Origin of the sequence: Mesorhizobium sp. M7A.F.Ca.US.006.04.2.1 (assembly GCF_004022915.1) — a bacterium.
GTDB lineage: Bacteria > Pseudomonadota > Alphaproteobacteria > Rhizobiales > Rhizobiaceae > Mesorhizobium > Mesorhizobium ciceri.
This window is the reverse complement of record NZ_RZQA01001421.1, coordinates 1-877: the sequence shown is the minus strand read 5'-3', so window position 1 is coordinate 877 and position 877 is coordinate 1. Positions and strand designations below refer to the sequence as shown.

Genomic DNA, 877 nt, shown 5'->3' with positions numbered 1-877 from the left:
CCCTCCGCCAGCTTGTCTGCCTCCTCGGGCGCGGCGTCGAAGCTGGCGGTCCCTTCGGCGTAGGTGCGGTCGCCATCGGTCACGCGCCGCAGCTGCAGGGTCGCCTTGTGGTTGGTCAGCGGCTGCGGCGTCTCGAGGATGGAGTAGCTGACCAGGTAATTCTGATCGGAGAAGTCGAGCAGCTTTTCGCGCAGGCGGCTGCCGCTGGCGAGCTGGAAATTGCGCACGCAGCCGATCGTGGTGGCATCCTTGCCGTCTTCAATGTGGCTTTCCACCATGCGCGGATGCCAGTCCGGCAGCCCGTTGAAGTCGCGTATGCGCGCCCAGACCTTTTCGACCGGCGCGTCGATGACGCTGGAGATGGTGACTTTGGCCATTCAAAATGTTCCCTTGCAAAAGCGATCCGGTGCAAGGGTAGGGCGGCCATTTCAGCGACGCTTATCAATGCGTCTTGAGCGCCTATCAAGGAGTCTGAAAAAGGGCGGGGAGTCTGAAAAAGGGCGGGGAGTCTGAAAAAGGGCGGCTGGCTCAGGCGATCGCCCGCGCGGCCTCGCGGTAGAGCGTCGGCGGCACGCCGACATGGTCGCGGAAAAAGCGCGAGAAATTGCCTTGCGTGGTGAAGCCGAGATTGCAGGCGACGGAGATCAGCGGTTCCTGCGACCATTGCAGCTGCCGCACCGCTTCCTCCATGCGCAGCGTGTTCCAGTAGACATTGGGCGTCAGATTGGTCTGTTCCTTGAACAAAGCGAAGAAATGCGGTCGCGACAGGCCGACGCTGCGCGCCACGTCGTCGAAGCAGATGCGCTCGCAGACATTGGCTCTCATCAACTGGATTGCCTTGCGGACACGAAAATCCTGCATGGTGTTGATGCGGACA

General features: G+C 61.6%; 2 protein-coding genes. Both read right to left on the bottom strand.

The features are described from left to right. A partial coding sequence (locus EN925_RS37780) for an SRPBCC family protein (RefSeq protein ID WP_164894765.1) occupies positions 1 to 377 on the bottom strand: 377 nt, incomplete at its 3' end. A gap of 151 nt (positions 378 to 528) precedes the next feature. Next, a partial coding sequence (locus EN925_RS37775; RefSeq protein WP_164894764.1) for an AraC family transcriptional regulator occupies positions 529 to 877 on the bottom strand: 349 nt, incomplete at its 5' end.